This is a genomic window from Streptomyces fulvorobeus, from assembly GCF_013167895.1.
Classification (GTDB): Bacteria; Actinomycetota; Actinomycetes; order Streptomycetales; family Streptomycetaceae; genus Streptomyces; species Streptomyces fulvorobeus.
Genome location: NZ_BLWC01000001.1, coordinates 6184994 through 6202534, shown reverse-complemented (window position 1 = coordinate 6202534; position 17541 = coordinate 6184994). Strand labels below are relative to the sequence as shown.

At 68.1% G+C, this 17541-nt stretch carries 13 protein-coding genes and 2 pseudogenes; 11 read left to right on the top strand and 4 right to left on the bottom strand.

Annotated features, from left to right (window positions below; genetic code table 11):
* Nucleotides 1–142: 142 nt before the first annotated feature.
* Nucleotides 143–577: an Hsp20/alpha crystallin family protein gene (locus Sfulv_RS28105; protein WP_173317232.1), complete on the bottom strand. Its 435-nt coding sequence runs from the start codon at nt 575–577 to the stop codon at nt 143–145.
* A 124-nt stretch (nt 578–701) separates the two neighbouring features.
* Here Sfulv_RS28105 and Sfulv_RS28100 point away from each other — a divergent pair, with 124 nt between their 5' ends.
* Nucleotides 702–1358 carry a type III effector protein gene (locus Sfulv_RS28100; RefSeq protein ID WP_173317231.1) on the top strand — a complete coding sequence of 219 codons (657 nt, stop codon included), beginning with the start codon at nt 702–704 and terminating at the stop codon, nt 1356–1358.
* Nucleotides 1359–1951: 593 nt separating this feature from the next.
* Here the strand turns inward: Sfulv_RS28100 and Sfulv_RS28095 are convergent.
* Nucleotides 1952–2626, bottom strand: coding sequence for a lytic polysaccharide monooxygenase auxiliary activity family 9 protein (locus tag Sfulv_RS28095; protein ID WP_486388587.1), 675 nt, complete (start codon nt 2624–2626; stop codon nt 1952–1954).
* A gap of 382 nt (nt 2627–3008) precedes the next feature.
* Here Sfulv_RS28095 and Sfulv_RS31310 point away from each other — a divergent pair, with 382 nt between their 5' ends.
* From Sfulv_RS31310 to Sfulv_RS28075, 4 genes are all read left to right on the top strand, one after another.
* Complete coding sequence (locus Sfulv_RS31310) at nt 3009–3779, top strand: calcium-binding protein (RefSeq protein WP_173317229.1); 771 nt, start codon at nt 3009–3011, stop codon at nt 3777–3779.
* Nucleotides 3780–4801: 1022 nt separating this feature from the next.
* Entirely contained in the window at nt 4802–4948 is a 147-nt protein-coding gene (locus tag Sfulv_RS28085) for a hypothetical protein (protein WP_173317228.1), read from the top strand.
* A 93-nt stretch (nt 4949–5041) separates the two neighbouring features.
* Nucleotides 5042–5494, top strand: coding sequence for a transposase (locus Sfulv_RS31640; RefSeq protein WP_173317227.1), 453 nt, complete (start codon nt 5042–5044; stop codon nt 5492–5494).
* A gap of 1500 nt (nt 5495–6994) precedes the next feature.
* Nucleotides 6995–7840 carry a class I SAM-dependent methyltransferase gene (locus Sfulv_RS28075; protein WP_173317226.1) on the top strand — a complete coding sequence of 282 codons (846 nt, stop codon included), beginning with the start codon at nt 6995–6997 and terminating at the stop codon, nt 7838–7840.
* Between the two features lie 183 nt (nt 7841–8023).
* Here Sfulv_RS28075 and Sfulv_RS28070 read toward each other — a convergent pair whose 3' ends face one another.
* On the bottom strand, nt 8024–8578 hold the full coding sequence (locus tag Sfulv_RS28070) for a hypothetical protein (RefSeq protein ID WP_173317225.1): 555 nt from the start codon (nt 8576–8578) through the stop codon (nt 8024–8026).
* A gap of 1208 nt (nt 8579–9786) precedes the next feature.
* Between Sfulv_RS28070 and Sfulv_RS28065 the strand changes: the two genes are divergently transcribed.
* The 3 genes and pseudogenes from Sfulv_RS28065 (at nt 9787) to Sfulv_RS28055 (ending at nt 12699) form a co-directional block, all read left to right on the top strand.
* Entirely contained in the window at nt 9787–10368 is a 582-nt protein-coding gene (locus Sfulv_RS28065) for a carbonic anhydrase (RefSeq protein WP_173317224.1), read from the top strand.
* 14 nt (nt 10369–10382) lie between these two features.
* Nucleotides 10383–11872, top strand: a pseudogene (locus Sfulv_RS28060) (SulP family inorganic anion transporter).
* Between the two features lie 302 nt (nt 11873–12174).
* Nucleotides 12175–12699 (top strand): O-acetyl-ADP-ribose deacetylase, encoded by a 525-nt coding sequence (locus tag Sfulv_RS28055; protein WP_173317223.1) that lies wholly within the window; start codon nt 12175–12177, stop codon nt 12697–12699.
* 428 nt (nt 12700–13127) lie between these two features.
* Here the strand turns inward: Sfulv_RS28055 and Sfulv_RS28050 are convergent, their stop codons facing one another.
* On the bottom strand, nt 13128–14276 hold the full coding sequence (locus Sfulv_RS28050) for a carboxylate-amine ligase (protein ID WP_173317222.1): 1149 nt from the start codon (nt 14274–14276) through the stop codon (nt 13128–13130).
* 626 nt (nt 14277–14902) lie between these two features.
* On the opposite strand from Sfulv_RS28050, the gene Sfulv_RS28045 reads away from it, so the two are divergent.
* From Sfulv_RS28045 to Sfulv_RS28035, 3 genes and pseudogenes are all read left to right on the top strand, one after another.
* Nucleotides 14903–15136: an acyl carrier protein gene (locus tag Sfulv_RS28045; protein WP_344571527.1), complete on the top strand. Its 234-nt coding sequence runs from the start codon at nt 14903–14905 to the stop codon at nt 15134–15136.
* Nucleotides 15133–16373 (top strand): annotated as a pseudogene (locus Sfulv_RS28040) (beta-ketoacyl-[acyl-carrier-protein] synthase family protein). The gene Sfulv_RS28045 and the pseudogene Sfulv_RS28040 overlap by 4 nt, the downstream one beginning before the upstream one ends.
* Nucleotides 16374–16426: 53 nt before the next feature.
* Complete coding sequence (locus tag Sfulv_RS28035; RefSeq protein WP_173317220.1) at nt 16427–17407, top strand: alpha/beta fold hydrolase; 981 nt, start codon at nt 16427–16429, stop codon at nt 17405–17407.
* Nucleotides 17408–17541 lie beyond the last annotated feature (134 nt).

The following is a 17541-nucleotide window of genomic DNA, read 5'->3' as shown; positions in this document are numbered from 1 at the left end:
AATGGCTGCCGCCCAAGCGTCGGGGGCGAGGTCGGACCTGGCCCGGAGTTCACCTGCCGCACCCGTCCCGCGCTCTGACGAGATGCCTGCGGGGAAGAGCTTCGCCACCCCAGTCCCGCGGGGCAGGTGAGTACGGCCCGGCTCAGGTGACGATCTGCCGGCGGGCGGGCTCCCTACCGATGGCGATCTTGCGGGGCTTGGCTCGCTCGGCGATCGAGATCCGCAGGGTCAGCACCCCCGCGTCGTAGTCAGCCCTGATGCGCTCCGTGTCCAGTGTGTCGCCCAGGACCAGCTGGCGGGAGAACACGCCCAGCGGCCGCTCGGAGAGCTCCACCTGCACGTCCTCGCCAGTCGTGACGGGACGGCGCTCAGCCTTGACGGTGAGCATGTTGCGCTCGACGTCGATGTCGATCGCGTCCTTCGCGACGCCGGGCAGGTCGAGGGCGATCACGTACTCCTCGCCCTCACGGTAGGCGTCCATCGGCATCGCCGACGGCGTGGACCAGGTACCGGAAGCCCTCGTGAGCTGCTGAGCGAGGCGGTCGAGTTCACGGAACGGGTCAGTGCGCATCAACATTGCGAAACACCTCCACTGGTCAGGCAGAAACTGCCAATGCGCTTCGTCTGAGACCGTTGTTGGATGTCATCCAAACGATGACAAGCTCGATGTCGTCCGAAGGGCGACATCTTAAGGAGTCTCCATGAGCCCCTCGCCCTCGCCCTCGCCCGGCGAGCCCATCCCCTTCGCTGCGGCCGTGAAAGCGCTGGCCACTATCGATGAGGCCGTTCGGACCGCTCGGACGGCGGCACACAAACCGGACACGGAGAACGGGCAAGTGGAATCCGAGCAGGTTCTGGCTGCTCTGCTTCTCCTGCGCGAAGTGCGCGACCAGCTGGCCGGATGGGAGCCGGGGTTGATCGAAGCCGCCCGCGCGGCCGGCACCAGCTGGGCCGACCTCGCCCATCCCCTCGGTGTGGCGAGCCGGCAGGCGGCCGAACGCCGTTACCTGCGCGTACGCCCCGGAGTTCCCGGCGCCACCGGCGAACAACGCGTACAAGCCACCCGCAACCACCGCGCCGCTGACCGCACCATCACCACATGGGCGCGGGACAACGCGGCCGACCTGCGCCAGCTCGCCGGCCAGATCACCGCTCTGAGCGATCTCCCCGACAACTCGACCACCCGGCTCGCCGCCGCCCTCGCCGACAACGACGCGGCCAACCTCATCGCCCCGCTGACCGACGCCCACAAGCACCTGACGACCGACCACCCCGGCCTGGCCAACCGCGTCGACACGGTCACCCGCCACACCGACCGACTGCGCCGCGACAGCGACGACCAGCGGACCGCGTTCTGACGTATACGCCTGAACACATCACCCCCGAATGCACGCGAGCGCGGACACGGCGTGCGAGGCTGGTCGTCCCACGGCCTCTCGGTGCTCACCGCGGGAGCGCAACACACCCTGCCGAAGATTGTGTGGGGGCTGCCCTCAGAGGAGACCCGCGTGAGCAGAGCCCTCACGACTGCAGGCGAGTGAGGACTCGCTACCGGATACCGTCCCACTGTCACCGACGGAACGGGTCGCAGTCCCGGTCCCACAGCCCGTACTCAACAGGAACGCCCCACCACAAAGCACCAGTCCGGACCCGGAACCGTATGCCGTCGATCAGTCGCCGCCGAGGACAGAGGGGCGGCCGACCCGCCTTCGCCCCTTCGGCGACAACGGCTCCAGCACCGCCCACTCCTCGTCCGTGAGACCACCACGCCCCATGAACCATGATCAATCATCGCTCAGGACCCACTCTCGATACCGGCCCAGAAGCGCGGGAAGCTCCGTCGGGGCCGGGTGACCACAGGGGTCCCCTGCCCCGACGGAGCTCGGTCGGCGCCGGGCGGCGGGTTACCGGCGCCCTGTCGAGGTCGGTGCCGTGTCCGGCGCTCTCCGGGTCAGCCGAAGTTCACGTCGCTGCACCACATGTAGGTCTGGTCGAGGTGCGAAGCCTGCCAGATCACGAACACGACGTGGTGTCCGGTGTAACCGGAGGTCTGGACGGGGAACGTGATGTCCTGCGCCGGGGCGAAGCGGCCGGTCTGCGTGATGAAGTCGAGGTTGCCCCAGCCCAGGTTCTGGGTCTTGGGGTTGAAGCCCTGCTTGCTCACGTAGACCTTGAAGTAGTCGGCACCGTGGGACGCCTGGTCGTACAGGTGCACCGAGAAGTTGTTGCCGACGTTGGTGGTCTTCCACAGCCCGGGCTTGTTCAGGCTGGCGTTCCTGGAGAGGTTGTTGCTGCAGAGCGTCCCGTCGGGGGTCCGCGCCTGGAACTGGCCCCCGAGGCTTTCGCGGAGCGCGCTCATCCAGTTCCACATGGTGTCAGGATTGGCCTGGAACGCCTGCCAACACATGGGGTCCGTGGTCTGCATGGCCGGGTTGGTGTGGTTGCTGCCCCACGTCTTCCAGCACTGGTACGCGCGGGTGGCGGGGCCGACGATGGTGCCGTGAGCCTGAGCGGGGGCCGACCAGGTCAGTGCGCCGACAACCACGGCGAACAGCATGACGAGCGCCTGGAGAGGCCGGCGGAAGGCCGACCGCGAACGCCCGGTTAAGGGACTCTGTTTGCGCATTGGGGGGAACTCCTTCCAGTTGCGGGGCTGTTATGGGAGCGCTCCCAACGGTAGGACTTCTGAGTGAGATGTCAATGAAGCAAACGGAGTTCATTACGGAGGTCGGCCGCGAGCAGGGAATCTGCCGTGAGCCGGGAGTCGGATTCGCTGCACCAGGATCGAGCTGGCGGACCCTGCCACGGCGACACCGGGAACCGGCCTGACCGAGGAAGCCCAACCATCACATCCGGAGGAACTCCGGCTCACCATGACGCCACGTCAATTTGCGGTCTTGCAGATCCGGACCACCGAAGGAGACAGTCTTCACGACCGGGTCCGCCCTGCCCCCGGCAGTACAGGCCAAGCAGGTCGGTCCACCGTCAGTCCACCGAGATGAGGTCTCATGAAGCGAAACCGAGCCGCCGTCAGCGCGGTCGCCGTGACCCTGTTCAGCGCCGGCCTCGCCGTCGGCCCGGCATCCGACGCGACTGCCAACGAGGCGAAGGCCCGTGTCGGAGCCGACTGGGCGACTCAGTCGATCGTCTTCACCGCCGCCGCAGGGCAGGCCAACGACCTCAACATATTCTCCATGTACACCAGCGACGGGATCCGACGGATCGGCTTCAGCGACGTGGTCCCGCTCGAACCGGGCGATCACTGTGCGTACTCCAGAGCTGAGGACACCACCTCCGTCGTCTGCGAACTGCCCGTCGACAGCCCCCGGCGCGACAGGATCGACGTCTTCCTCGGCGACGGCAACGACACGGCCGCCGCCTTCACTCCCGGGATCGGCACCGTCAGCGGCGGCCCCGGCGACGACGAACTGCACGCCCACACCGCACGCACGGTGCTGGGCGACGCGGGGAACGACATGATCATGGGACCCGCCGCGCTGCTCGGCGGCGACGGCATGGACCACCTGATGGGTGACAACAGCAACCAGCAGATGTGGGGCGGCCGGGGGAACGACATGATCGAGGGCTACGGCGGTGACGACACCGTGCACGCCGGCCTCGGCGACGACCACGCCATGGGCGGGGACGGCCGCGACATCATCCTCGGCGGCCCCGGCAACGACACACTGGACGGCGAAGGCGGCGACGACCTCGTCTACGGAGGCACCGGAAAGGACGCCCTCGAAGGCGGACCCGGCCGCGACATCGTCCTCCCGTAAGCGCGCGTCCATGCCCGCAGGCCCCAGCCTGCGGCGTGAACCGGCTCGGGCGCCGAGACACCGCCGTGGGCGACGGGCAGCCCGAGCCGCGTCAACCGCGAACGCCGCGGACGGCAGGCCCCCGCGCGGCACGAGACGATCCGGCGGCACCGGACCGTCGAACCTGTCGATCGGCGCGGGCGCGAGTCGCCCGGCGCGAGGCCCGCGCAGCTCCGACAGTGACAGTCGCACCGAGGCCGCTGGGAAGCGGACCGCACTCACGCGCGAGGGAGAAGCCCGTCGCTTCCTACTCGCTGTGCGCTCCGGCTCGGGATGTTGCGGTCGATCGTCCGGGGCGGACCGTACCGGCGTCAGCCTCTACGCACAGATCTTGAACCTCGCCGCATGCGCGGCCCGCGCCCACTGGAAGCAGGACACAAGAGTGATGGTGAGCCCGCCGACCACCTCGCGGACGAGCGCCCATGCGAATACCGCGCCTCAGAAGCCGCCGCGGAAGCCGGCATCAGTGTCCCTACTCTCCGCTTCTACCGCGAACGAGGACCTCGTTCCGCCATCACTGTGCGAAGGGCGTGTTGGGCGGTATCCGCATGATCATCTCGACCGACTTCAGGTAGACGTCACACTGCTGGGAAAGGGCACACACTCGACGGCACGGCGGCAGCACTGGAGGCTCTGGAGCATGGGCAGTCCCCGAAGGCTCGCTGAACTCCTTGGTTTCGACCTTCCGAAGAGAGCCACTCCGCCAACGTCTCGCGAGAATACTCAACACGGACATCACGTCGGGGTAAGGGGTCGGCGGCGGAATTGAGGTCGGCTGAGACACGGCTGTCTCTCGGAGAGGGAGGCGTGCGCTACCGCGCGAGAAGTGCGAGGTGAGCGAGGTGGCTTGGCGTGCCCTCATGGGTGCACGTTGCATCCGCAGTTATGGTGGCGGTACCGCGCCAGACCGGCGCGAAGCGATGCCTGGGCATTCCCCTGCCTCTGTGGGGTAGGCGGAGGGCATACCGTCTCAAGGAGGAACCATGTCCGGCCTGATTGCCCGCCTCACGCAGTTCACCCGCAGCCCTCAGGGGCAGCGGGCGCTCACGTCGGCCCGACGTGCCGCAGCCGACCCGCGCAAGCGCGACCAGGCTCGCCGCCTGTTCGGTCGACTGCGGGGACGCCGCTGACGTCGGCGCTTTGACGATGGCGCTGATCCGGGAGTGAGGACCCGCATCGTTCGCCTGATTGTCCTAGCCGGTGTCTTCACATGATCATCGCCGGTGGATCACGGTGTCGTGTTACGTCGCCATGAGCTGTCCTACGCCGAGTGGCAGTTCGTCCGGCCGTTGCTGCCTGCGTCGTTGCGGCGGCGGAAGCGGCTGGACGACCGCAGAGTCCTGGACGGGATCGTGTGGAAGTTCCGCATCGGGGGCGCATGGCGGCACGTGCTGCGAGCGATACGGCCCGAGGGCCACGCTCCGTACCCGTTTCCGCAGACGGGCGGTGGACGGAACGTTCGACCCGATGCTCCAGGCCGTCCAGGCGACAGCCGATGCGGCAGGCGACGTCGACTGACTCGTCTCGGTGGACTCCACGATAGCCGGCGCCCACCGAACGCGGCGGGGGCCCGAAAAGAAGGCACCAGAGCCCGGCCTTCCGCTGCTCCGGAGGCGGTCCGACGCTGCATCTCCCCCACCGGGGAAACGGGCAGCGCCAACCCGGCCACGGCGTAGACCTGCTGGACCAACCCACCCCGGAACCGCACGCGCGCCACAGTGCACATCCCTGGGCCGGGTGGCCTGACCTACACAACCACCGCTCGCCGCCGTAACGGCCAGGTCGTCGCCTCGGTCATCCCCGGGGCGGCTGATGGACGACGGCAAATCACGCGCGCGCTACAAGGGCAGTTCCCGCATGGCCTGCGTACAGATCATCGACCGCAACTGACTGACGGACACCACGAATAAGCCGGTGTCCCCGTCCCGGACGGGCCGGGAGGACGCCAGGCGGGTGGGCGCCCAACGTTGCCTCCGCACCGATCCCCGCCGGGTAAACCCGCACGTCACACGACCGTTCAATGGGCACCGGACGCGCCGGCTGTCGGCGGGCTCAGGTGAGGATCAAGGGAGCGCCGTCGTACGTGCCGCCCTTGCAGACGGGCACGACCCCGGCGGTGATGAGGATGTTTCCGCCCCGAGGAGGCAGCGGATCGGGGTCACGGGGCTGGGCGCTGCGGAGGCTGTGCCCGCGAGGCCAAGCGAAGCTGCTGCGGTGAAGCTGATGGTGGCGAGGAGCAAGGTGATGCGGCGCACGGGGTGTCCTCTCGGTGGGGCGGGCTGGCCGGTGCGAGAGCCATCATGGAGGTGTGGACGGCGGGACGTCGCGTCCTTGGCGGTAAACGGCCGGAAGGCGCCGCGTGGCTCGGGCGTCCGCCGAAGGGGTGACACGACGCTTCGGGGAGCTCCTGGCAGCCGACGGGGGCCCGCTGTACCGGGCCGGTGCGGCGCACGAGCCCGGCCGGTTCTGGAGCACATCGCACGAGCCGACCCTGCTCCCCTGGCATGCATAGCGGCGGGGACAACCCCTCCGAGACACTCGGAGGGATGCTGACGGTGGGCGAGCAGGAAGACGGCGACTGAGGACGATGGGGTGACACGGGTGCGTCGGTTGTTAGCTGATACAGCACTCGTTTGTGCCAGAAATCCTGAAAACAGCGGCGCCCCTCGGCAGAAGCAGGTGGGCTGACGCAGGTGATCAGCAGAGGAGGGGCCAGGCCCGGGCGAGTGGCCGGGGATCGTTCGAGCGGGTACGGGGCGGTGTTCCTCGATCCGTCGGGGCAGGCGGTTCAGCAGGGGCGCGGATGCTGCCATGCCGGTGGCGTTCGAGGAGTTGGCATCGGTGTCGGCGTTCCCCGGTGATTCTGGGGCCGTGCTGAGGGCCGGGCCTGTGGTGGTCGGCGATCAGCCGGTGGCATGTGGCTGCGGGATAGAACGCGGGCGCACCCAGCTGATGGCCCTGGATAGCGATCCGCGTGGGACGGGGCTGACGAAACAGTCACGATCGGTTCTCGGCCTTGCTCGTCCCCGTCTGCCGTGCGCGGCGCTTTCACGGTCGAGACGAGTAGCCCGCACGGACGGCACAGCATCGTGAGGAACCGCGTACGACTACGCGGTGGAGGCGCTTTCAGGAGGTGCGGCACAGTGTCGGACGGTGCTCAGCGGGTTGGTCCCGCCATGCGACCCGTGGTACAGGAGACGTACGGTCCGGCTGATCTCAGCGGCAATCGGATCTTCGCCGGGGGCTTTCTCAACTTCGGGTACTGGCAAGCCGTGGACCTGAGCCTGCCGCTCAGCGAGGTGGAGCGGATCCGCAGCCAGGAGTATCTCTACCGTCATGTTCTGGACTCCTCCGGGCTACCGCGAGGGCCGAGAGTTCTGGAAGTGGGCTGCGGCCTCGGCATGGGATGCGTGGTGACCTTGCAGAGATACGGCTCTGCCACGGTCACCGGCATGGACATTCATCCGGAGCAACTGCGACGGGCGCGCAGCGCGCATGCCGACCTGCTGCGGGAGCAGCCGGTACGGCTGCGGTTCGTCCAGGGGGCTGCGGAGAGCATGCCTCTGGAAGACGGTAAGTTCGACGCTGTCATCAGCGTGGAGGCCGCACAGCACTTCCCGGATCTCGGCGCCTTCGCAGCAGAGACGTGGAGGGTGTTGCGACCGGGTGGCCGGGTGGCTGTCGCCAGCTTCTTCACCGTCGACGACGCGCCCGGTCGGCCGCAGGAACTCGCGCGGCTGCTGGATACGTACGCCAGTGGCCTGGACATCGCGCGGCCGGTGAAGGTGCTCGCAGATGCGTTCACGGAGACCGGATTCACAGATGTGCGCGTCGCGTCGATCGGGCCGCATGTCTGGCCGGGATGGGACCTCTGGCTCAGCCAGTGGTGGGCCCCGGGGACCTGGCCGCGGAACTTTCTGCACGCCTACGAGCAACGTATCCTCGACTACTACCTCATCACGGCAGGCCGGCCTGGGCAGAACACCGACGCCGGAACAGCCACCGGGGCTTCTGGTTCGTGATGGCGGTGCTTGAGCCGAAACGCCGGGTGGACGACTGAACGCTCAACTGGCCAACCACGGCTCCCCGGCCAGCACAGCCCTCAAGGAGGTCCTGTGGGCGGGACGCGCGGCCGCCTTGCTCCCTCACGTCAATCCACGGATCGGTAGCGCGGCAGGGGCACGTCGCCCCTGCCGCGCGGCGTGTCAGGGAAGAATGTTCAAGGTGGCGATTCCGTTGACGGTGTTCAGGCCCGTGGTGGCGCAGGCGGTCAGGCTGAGCTGGGGCTGGACCACTACGCGGACGGCCGCGCTGCCTTGACCGAGACCTGTGGTCACCGAGCCGAGCGAGGTGATGGTGGTCGTGCCGTCTGCTGCGGTGACGACGGTGGAGGAGACGAAGGTGATGGTGCTGCTCTGGCCGGTGTTCCAGGTGTAGGTACGGGTGCTGGTGTTGGTGGGCGGTACTACCGTGAGCAGGCAGCTTTGCTCGCTGGTCGCAGTGTGGGTGCCCGTGGCGCTGCTGACTCCGGTGAACAGGGATGTGCAGCCGTAGTTCTCCGTAGAGGCCGCCGTCGTTTGTCGTGGGGCATTGGTCAGCGGGGGGCTGTAGTTGGTCGTCTGCGATCCGACGGCACAGACGATGCCCACGGGGGCAGCCTGGGCGGCAGTGGGAATGGCGATGACACCGGAGAGGCCGAGACCGAGCGTCGCTGACGTGGCTGTGACTGCCCGGCGCAGCTGCGACGGTATGACAGACATGATTTCCTCCACTGAGTTCGTGTGACGCGGGCAACGAGCATCAAGCCACCGCAAAGGCCATGTCTATGACCCGACTAGGGGCGCATAGGCGCACGACACCGAATCTCATACAGCCCTGCCAAGACAGCCTCACCGATCGGCGCGCCCCTCCTTTCACCGAACCCAGGCACGGGGGCCCACCTCCACCAGGTCACCCATCCAAGGAGCAGCTCTCGTCAGCCCGATCGCCCCTCTCGGACGCCGACAGAGTCCGTACCCAGGGCCATCAACGCTTCTCAACCATGGCAATAAAGCCCAGCAGGTTCGGAAACAGGCACATTGGGCGCAACGTCGCCAAGGAAAGCTTCGGTGACCCAAGGCGGGGTCCGCACGACGGGAGGGCACGGGCCTGGCGTAGACACCGTGCACTGCGAGATCCGCTGCGGTAGCGCAGGCGGTGGGCATCACGGTGACGAGTACGGAGAGGGGCAGGCCCATGAGGGCCTTGGGTCAGGCTGGACTTCCGTGCGGTGCGTTTCCGAACATTTCCCACCGCACCGGAGGTCTCCGTCACCTTCAAGACCTCCGGCTCATCGAGCCTCCTGGCCGAGACCGGGATAGAGGACGATCTCCCGACAGGTCAAGGGCAGGTTCTCGCCACTCAAGACGCAATTTGAGGCTCTCTTCATGTCAATGCCCTCAAGTCGACTCTCCATAAAATTTTGCATGGTTATTATGTTTCTTGGCGGATCGTTGACCAAGCAATGGCAGTCTCTAGAGACGTGAACTGCCCGGGGAGTAGCTCATGTTCCGAGGTGTGGCGCTACGTGCCGCGCTTTCTGGCCTCGTCGGCGTTCCACTCGACCGCCAGCTCTTCCCGCCCTGCGCACCCGCGCACGCAGTTCCTCACACCGTGGCCAAAAGCCGATCCGGTACCAGACCCTCCGGGAAAACGCCGAGCGGCGAGCTCGTTACCTGTCACGACGCCAGTCACCAGGGTGACCCCGCCGGTGTCCCGCCCACGCGTGCCGCGTACCCCACCGCCGCCAGCTCCGCGCCCCACCGTCCTTACCTGGGACAGAGACATCGAGGGCGGGCGGGTCAGGGACACCCCCTACCGCACGCCTCCGCACATCGAGATCTCGACAGCCCCCTGCCCGGCGGCACTTCAGAAGTTCCGCTGTAGGCCCGACGCGCTCCCCACCGCGCGCCAGAAGGAGTCACTGCATATGCAGCCCCTCATCGACAACGCCCGCACGTTCGGACAGCGCTCTGATGAGTTCGCCGAGCTGGCCGAAGGCCAGTCCCCTGAGGTTCTGTTCATCACCTGCGCCGATTCCAGGGTCGTCCCGGCCCTGATCACGGGTGCCCGCCCCGGCCAGCTCTTCGAGCTGCGCACGGCAGGCAACATCGTCCCCCCTTACGGTTCCGGGGCTCCCACCGGGGAGGCGGCCACCATCGAGTACGCCGTGCAAGTCCTCGGGGTCCAGCACATCGTGGTCTGCGGCCACTCCCACTGCGGCGCCGTCGGCGCGCTGGTACGCGGCGACGACCTGAACGCCGTACCCGCCGTGCGCGACTGGCTCAGGCACGCCGCCGAGGAACCCAAGTGTTCCGACCCCGCGGATCCGACGGTCGCCGAGGCCGTACAGAACCACGTCCGGACGCAACTGCTGCGGCTGCGCTCCTACCCGTGTATCGAGCCCCGCCTGCGGGCGGGCCAACTCCGGCTGCACGGGTGGTACTACGAGGTGCACACCGGGGTCGTGCGCCAAAATCGCGCGGAGTCCGACACCTTCGAGGCGCTGTGAAGGGGCTGGTTGCGATGACGAAGCTCCCCTACATGCGGCAGGACTTCGCTGCCTCCATCGTCGTCTTCCTGGTCGCCGTGCCGCTATGCGTCGGCGTGGCGGCAGCCTCCGGAGTCCCCCGGAGCTGGGCCTGGTCACCGGCATCGTGGGGGGCCTGGTCACCGGCTTTCTGCCTGGCAGCAGCCTCCAGGTGTCGGGGCCGGCCGCAGGCATGACCGTGCTGGTATTCGAGGCGGTCAGCGAGTTCGGAGTGGCCGCGCTCGGCGTGATCGTGCTGATGTCCGGACTATTACAGCTGGCCATGGGCTTCCTCAGGATCGGCCGCTGGTTCCGGGCCATATCCGTCTCTGTCGTCGAGGGCATGCTCTGCGGCATCGGCATGGTGATCATCGCCGGGCAGATATACGCGGCGGCAGGTCTGAAGGCCCCGGAAACCGGCATCGGCAAGATCGTCGGTATACCCGGGGTGTTCGGCGACGCCTTCGGCAGCACCGAAGCGCTCGCCTCACTTGCGATCGGCGCGGGGACCATCGCGGTCATCCGACTGTGGAAGGAAATGCCGAAAAAGGTGCAGGTTGTGCCCGGCGCCCTCGCTGCGATCCTGCTGGCCACGGTCGCCTCGCTCGCCTTGAGCCTGCCCGTTGCCACCGTCGAGGTGGAGGGGCTGCTCGGCGTCATCCAGCCGCCCGGCGCCGATGCCTTCGGTGCACTCGCCGGCCCGGCCATCTGGGGAACGATCATCGCGTTCGCGCTGATCGCCTCCGCCGAGTCGCTGTTCAGCGCGGCCGCAGTGGACCGGCTGCACGACGGTCCACGCACCCAGTACGACAAGGAGATGGTCGCCCAGGGCGCGGGCAATACGGTGTGCGGCCTGCTCGGAGCGCTGCCGATGACCGCAGTGATCGTGCGCAGCTCCGCCAACGTCAACGCGGGCGCGAGGACCAAGGCATCCCGTGTCCTGCACGGCGTGTGGCTACTGCTGTTCGCAGTCGCGCTGCCCTCCACGCTGGCTCTGATCCCGCTGCCCGCCCTCGCCGGCATCCTGGTGCACGCGGGCTGGAAGCTGATCCCGTTCCGTCAGATCACCGGGTTGTGGCGGGGATCCAAAGGTGAGGCGCTGATTTTGATGGTCACGGCTGTGTCGATCGTGGCCGTGAACATGTTCGAGGGCGTGCTCATCGGTCTGGCTCTGGCGGTGATAAAGACTGCTTGGGAGGTATCGCACCTGAAGACAGAGGTCATAGACAAAGGCGCCGGTCCGATCCAGGTGTACCTGTCGGGCAATGCGACGTTCCTGCGGCTGCCGAAGATACTCGACAGCTTGGAGGCCCTTCCACAAGACCGGCCGATCGTGGTGGACTTGTCAGGGCTGCAGCACCTCGACCACGCGTGCCGCACGGCCCTGCAGAACTGGGCTGAGCGGCACAGCGCACCCGACACCGACCCGGTGAAGGTCAGTTCCTGGAGCGAGGTGGCCCTCCGGGGCCGGGGTGAGTCGGCTTGAAGCGGGTGGAGGTCAGTTCGCGTCCTGACAGACCCGCCGAAGCGGAGCCCGACTCAACATTCGTCTCGCCCTACCGCAAGGGTCCACGGCAGGTAGCCCCGAGATGCGCTCCGCTGAGTCTCGCGGCGTGGTGGTTGAGACGTTGGAGCGAGCTCTGCGTAGACGCTCAGCAGAGGACGAGGCCGCGGAAGTCCTGGTCGGCACCGCGTTGCAGGACGACGACGCGGGGTTCGTCGAGCACTGTGTGTGCAGGCATGAAGTCGGCGCTGTACCTCTCGTCCGGTGGCTAGGCTCCCGTTGGTATGACGACACGAGCGACGATCACCCTCGTACGCGGGGATATCACCGAGCAGTACGCCGACGTCCTGGTCAACGCCGCCAACTCCTCACTTCTCGGCGGCGGTGGGGTGGACGGTGCAATCCACCGGTGCGGGGGGCCCGAGATCCTCGCCGCCTGCCGTGGCCTGCGAGCTTCGCGCTACGGCAAAGGGCTGGCGACCGGCCAGGCGGTGGCGACGACGGCCGGCCGCCTGCACGCGGAGCACGTCGTCCACACCGTGGGCCCGGTCTGGTCGGGCACGGAGGACCGTTCCGCGTTGCTGGCCTCCTGCTACCGGGAGTCCCTGCGGGTGGCGTCGGCACTGGGAGCACGGACGGTTGCCTTTCCGGCGATCTCGACGGGCATTTACGGTTGGCCGCTCGACGACGGGGCGCGGATCGCCGTGCGCACGGTCCGCGAGGCTGTGCTCCCTCCGGTCACCGAGGTCCGGTTCGTGCTCTTGGGCGAGGAGGCGTACGCCCACTTCGAGGAGGCGCTGACGGCGTAGGCGGGGACCCTTACTCGCGGGAGGTTCGGGCCCGGGACGTCAACATCGTGCGCGGCCGATACGCACGCGCCCTGCCCGTGTCAGTGGCGCGAGGTCCTCTGTGCGCTGTCTTTCCGGTCGGTGGTTGTCGAGGAAAAGCAGGAGCGTGAAGGAGAAGCCGAGGGGCAGAGGGAGCTGGCAGGCGGTCACGGGGGGGCCGGCTGGGGTGGAGGGGGACCGCAGTGGTGGAGGGGGGCCAACTTCGCCGGGCAGTAGGCGGTGCCGCAGGGCCGGTTCGCCTGCAACAGCACCGAGGCAAGGACGCCTGAGGCACCAGGAGCACCGCGCGTACCAGAAGGTTCGTTGAACGCCGGTCAGGCGGTGGGCACCGTCCGACCGCCGGATGTGCCGTCAGAGTCTTCCCACGAGAGGGCCTGCTGCAGGAGCTCTCACTGCACTGTGAGGGGCTCCGTACCTTTGATGCTGGGAGAGGTCGTAGCCTGGATGAGGCCGTCCACGACTGCGTGCAGGCCCGCTTGCGTACCGTTCCAGGAATGCTGGAGGTCGGCGCCGGAGCCCCGGGTGTTCAGCCGTGCCAGGAATGTCTTGACCAGGTCCAGGTCGTTGTACCGCTCCAGTACCGGGCGCACGTAGGCGACGAGCTGTGCCGCCTGGTCTGCGAACGACATGGGTGTTGCGGTCAGGACGTCGATGCCGCTGCCGGTCCAGCCGTCGCGGGCCGCGCGCCAGTACGCGGCGCGCAGCAGCTCGCTGCACACCTGCGGTCCCCGGTCGCCTTCCTCGACCCGGTGGGCGACCGTCACCACTGTGGCCCTGATCAGCGCGGTGAGCGCGACCGTGTCGTCGACGTCCGTCAGGACGTCCATGGAGCGTACTTCCAGGGTCGGCAGGTGCGGATGGGGGCGGATGTCCCAGTACGGCATGCCGGCGTTCAGCATCGCCTCGGAGGCGGCCATCGCGGCGGCCAGCTGTTCGTGATGGGCCAGCGACCTGGCATAGGGCGGAGGGCCCAGGCAGGGGAAGCGGGAGCGGATCACCGACCGCCAGCTGGCATAGCCGGTGTCGATGCCGTGATGGAAGGGGGAGTTGGCGCTCAGCGCCACCAGCAGGGGCAACCAGGGGCGCAGGTGGTTGCCCGCCAGCACGGCCTGCTCCCGGTCGGGAAGGTACACATGGGCGTGGAAGGCGCTGATGTCGAAGTCGTCGAGCATGGCACGGTACTGCTTGAGTCCCGCCCGGTAGCGGGGATGGTCACCCACATCGGGCGCCTGGTCAACGGGCGCGGTGACTGGGGTGCCCGAGGCACACAGCCGCAGGCCCTCCTGCCCGGCCGCCGAGACCGCGGCCGCCCGCACACGGACCAGCTCAGCCCGCAGCTCCCCCATCGTCGTACATGGGCGCGTCTTGACCTCGATCTGGTACCCGGTGAACTCTTCCGAGACCAGGTCCCCCACCTCCAAGACTGCACGCGCCACCACCCGCGGGCCGGCGGATACCACCGACCGCGTTACCGGGTCCACGAGGAAGTACTCCTCCTCCACCCCCACGGTGGGTATTTCCCGCTCCTGAGCGTCCATCGCCTCAGCATCCCGCAGCCACAGCGCCCCTGTCCCGTACAACGCGCCACAGGAAACGGCAAACGCATCGCAGGTTCCGCGGAAGCCCGTCCACTCTGCAGCTTCTGGTCACAGGGCCGGGGTGTGATCAAGGGTCCACGGGCCGCGGCCCACGGACAACTCCGTCAGGTGGCGCGTTCGGTGTCGTCGACGGTCAGGTTCCAGCGCAGCTTGGTGGCCACCCGGTCCGCGATGTAGGTACTGGTCGGTGTCAATGCCTCGACGGAAGCTCGTGCACGGGTACTCGCCCCGTGCGCTGGTCCGGCCGCACGAGGAGCCGGTGCGCGCGGCCGGACCCGTTCGCACACCATCTCCTTCCGTGCGTGCACCACGGTGCAGTGGCGAGAACGCGGCGCCCCCGGAAGCGCACCGGTGCGGTGGCCGGGCGTGCGGCGCCAACGGGATCCGCTGCCGCGCCCATCGACGTGATAATCGGAAGCACCGCACGATTTATCCTGGTATGCAACGTCTTCGATCCAGGGACCGCGACGGGATCGTAACTACCGATCGGTTCGAGCGTTCAGCAACCGGAGCAGCCGATCGCTGTCCGGACACCGACGCAACAGGAGGGGCCCATGGATGCCTGCGTGGATGCCGCGCGACATGTCCAGGACGTACTGATGCAGCACTTCGGGATCGATCCGCAGTCGGTCCCGGCGGACACCCCTCTCCATCAATTGCGTATGGACTCCCTGGCTCTTGAAGAACTGCGGGTAATCATCGAGGAACGGATGGCCATCGACTTGGACGACGTGCATCTGACCTCTCGGCACACCCTCGCCCAGCTCATCGATCTTGTGGGCATCAAGGCGGCCATGTGAAGGCGGCCCGCGGCGCATCGTCCGCGGCGGTGACCGGGGTGGGGCTGGTCACCGCGGCTGGTATCGGTGCCGAACAGACGTGGCACCGGATCACGCGATCCACCGTGCCGTCCGGCGTGGGGCCGCATCCGGCGCTGGAGGGCATGCCCTGCGATTTCGCGTATACCGTCGGCGGGTTCGATTCCGACGCGCTACTGGGGGTGGCGACCTCCCGCTTGATGGACCGTTTCGCTCAGATGGCAGTGGTCGCGGCTCGCGAGGCGGTCGCGGCGGCGGGGCTCAACCGCGACGTATGGGACGGCAACCGGGTCGCGGTGGTCATCGGCTCGGGCCACGGCGGCCTGCCCTTTTACGACGAACAGGCCGCCGTACTCGGTGAACGAGGGCCGCGGCGGGTCTCGCCCAAGGTGGGTTTGCTGACGCCCGTCAGTGGTGCCGCCGACAGCGTGTGTCGCGATCTCGGCGCCGGCGGTCCCAGTTTCGCTGTCTCCACGGCCTGTGCCTCGGGCACGCATGCACTCGGCACGGCCCTGCAACTGCTGCGGGCCGGCGCCTGCGACATCGCCATCGCAGGCGGTGCGGAGTCCGTCGCCAACCGGCTGCTGGTGGCCGGTGCCAATCAGCTGAAAGCCCTGTCCACGCGCCGGGACGACCCGGCGGCGGCCTGCCGCCCCTTCGACGCCGACCGGGACGGTTTCGTCCTCGGGGAGGGCGCCGGAGTACTGGTCCTGGAGTCCCTCGAGCATGCCCGTGCGCGCGGCGCTACGGTCCTGGCCCAGCTCGCCGGGTACGGGGCCGCCACCGACGCCGACGCGACCGTCGCACCCGCCCCCGACGGGGCTGGGCTGGAACGGGCGCTGCGCGCCGCCTTGGCGGACGCGGGGCTCGACGGTGCGGACGTCGACCACGTCAATGCCCACGGCACCGCGACCGTTGTCAACGACCTGGTGGAGAGCGCCGTTATCGCCCGGGTCTGCGGACAAGGCCCTCTCGTCACGTCCACCAAAGCGATGACCGGGCACACCCTCGGGCCAGCGGGGGGATCGAGACCGCGCTGAGCGTGCTCGCTCTGCGCGACCAGCTCATTCCTGCCACCGCCAACCTCACCTCCCTCGATCCTGGTATCCGGGTGGAGGTGGTGGCCAAGGAAGCCCGGCCCGCCCGCCTGGACTGTGCGGTGAAGACGTCGATGGGCTTCGGCGGATTCACCGCCGCCCTTGTGCTCACCCGCGCGTGACCCAGCCGCAACCGGTGCTCCGCCCGGGTATGCGCCAGCAACGTGAGGAACTCATGACCGAGGAAATCGTCCGTTCCCTGACCGTGGACGGGCTGTCGTACTCCTACCGACTGGTGCCAGGACCGCGCACCACCACCGAGCCGGTTCTCGTCCTGGGCGGCGCCCTGCAGGGCATGTACGGGTGGCCTCAGATAGAGGACCGGCTGGGACCGGTGACGAGCGTGATCACCGCCGACCTCCCCGGCACGGGCAGCGCCGATCCACTGACCGTGCGCGACGCACTCCCGCTGCTCTGCCGGGCAATCGAGCAGATCATCGACGACCTCGGCCTGGAGCGCGTCAACCTGTTCGGCTACTCCTTCGGATCGGCCGTCGCCTACCTCTGCGCCCAGCGACAGCCCCGGCGGATCGCACGGCTCGTGCTTGGCGGAGTTCCGACCTCCATGTCCGACGCGCAGTACGCACGGCTGCGTGAGCTGGCCGCTGAGCTGGCGGCCGGGCGGCTCCACGACTTCGCGGCACTGTTCGCCAAGTCGATGCTGTGCATGGACCCCAACCGCCCGGTACTCAACCGCCACTTGGCCTACCGGTATGTGAAGCGGGCCGTCTTCCATACCTACTCCCGCACGCCACACGCCCGGGCCTCACTGGACCACGTCCTCAGCTCGGGACCCGCCCTCCTGGACGGCGGCCTCACCGGGGTGCCGACACTGGTCTTCAGCGGCGAGCACGACACCCTCACTCCGGTGAACGATCAGCGGGCCTTCACCACCACGATCGAGAACAGCAGATTCGTCACCATGCGCGAGTCAGACCACTGGGTCGTACTGGAACGAGCTCACGATGTAGCGGACCTGGCGCTGCGGTACTTCACCGGACAGTCACTGGACGACGCGCAGTATGTGGTGCCGGAGGAAGACAGGGCAGCACATGGCACAGCGCAGGCGTGCCAGGGGAACGCACCGCAGACGGAACACACGCGGGGGTGTGAGGCGGTATCGACATCCTCGTGTCGGAGCGGTAGCGGCGTCTGACCGACGGCGTGCTTGTTCCCGGGGACCCAGTCCGGCGCGTGCTCCTGGCCATCGGGGGACGGCCTTCGGACCACCGGGCTCAGAGGTCTGGCCGGTTACTCTTGCAGATCACTGATCTCACGCTGGCGGAAAGT

Bases quoted from the DNA above. Each gene is read 5' to 3' on its own strand.
- Sfulv_RS28035 (WP_173317220.1), top strand. From the start codon at position 16,427: ATGACCGAGGAAATCGTCCGTTCCCTGACCGTGGACGGGCTGTCGTAC.
- Sfulv_RS28095 (WP_486388587.1), bottom strand. From the start codon at position 2,626: ATGCGCAAACAGAGTCCCTTAACCGGGCGTTCGCGGTCGGCCTTCCGC.
- Sfulv_RS28085 (WP_173317228.1), top strand. From the start codon at position 4,802: ATGTCCGGCCTGATTGCCCGCCTCACGCAGTTCACCCGCAGCCCTCAG.
- Sfulv_RS28055 (WP_173317223.1), top strand. From the start codon at position 12,175: ATGACGACACGAGCGACGATCACCCTCGTACGCGGGGATATCACCGAG.
- Sfulv_RS28070 (WP_173317225.1), bottom strand. From the start codon at position 8,578: ATGTCTGTCATACCGTCGCAGCTGCGCCGGGCAGTCACAGCCACGTCA.
- Sfulv_RS28075 (WP_173317226.1), top strand. From the start codon at position 6,995: ATGCGACCCGTGGTACAGGAGACGTACGGTCCGGCTGATCTCAGCGGC.
- Sfulv_RS28065 (WP_173317224.1), top strand. From the start codon at position 9,787: ATGCAGCCCCTCATCGACAACGCCCGCACGTTCGGACAGCGCTCTGAT.
- Sfulv_RS28100 (WP_173317231.1), top strand. From the start codon at position 702: ATGAGCCCCTCGCCCTCGCCCTCGCCCGGCGAGCCCATCCCCTTCGCT.
- Sfulv_RS31310 (WP_173317229.1), top strand. From the start codon at position 3,009: ATGAAGCGAAACCGAGCCGCCGTCAGCGCGGTCGCCGTGACCCTGTTC.
- Sfulv_RS28050 (WP_173317222.1), bottom strand. From the start codon at position 14,276: ATGGACGCTCAGGAGCGGGAAATACCCACCGTGGGGGTGGAGGAGGAG.
- Sfulv_RS28105 (WP_173317232.1), bottom strand. From the start codon at position 577: ATGTTGATGCGCACTGACCCGTTCCGTGAACTCGACCGCCTCGCTCAG.